The sequence below is a fragment of the Cupriavidus sp. SIMBA_020 genome, from assembly GCF_046535395.1.
Classification (GTDB): Bacteria; Pseudomonadota; Gammaproteobacteria; order Burkholderiales; family Burkholderiaceae; genus Cupriavidus; species Cupriavidus campinensis.
This window is the reverse complement of record NZ_JAWRWU010000953.1, coordinates 1-260: the sequence shown is the minus strand read 5'-3', so window position 1 is coordinate 260 and position 260 is coordinate 1. Positions and strand designations below refer to the sequence as shown.

Here is a 260-nt window from a genome sequence, read left to right as displayed (position 1 = left end):
CTGCCGCGGCCGCGTCGTGGTCAGCGGCATCGGCAAGACCGGCCATGTGGCCCGCAAGATCGCGGCGACGCTGGCCTCCACCGGCACGCCCGCCTTCTTCGTGCACGCCGCCGAGGCGGTGCACGGCGACCTGGGCATGATCACCCGCGACGACGTCCTGATCGCCATTTCGTATTCCGGGTCGGGCCAGGAGCTGCTCACCATCCTGCCGGTGGTGCGCCGCATGGGCGCCAGCCTGGTGGCCATTACCGGCAATCCGC

At 71.2% G+C, this 260-nt stretch carries 1 protein-coding gene; it reads left to right on the top strand.

What is annotated here, in order from left to right; translation table 11 throughout:
• Positions 1-260 (top strand): SIS domain-containing protein (locus SB751_RS32275; RefSeq protein ID WP_410749293.1); only part of this gene is annotated, 260 nt, incomplete at both ends.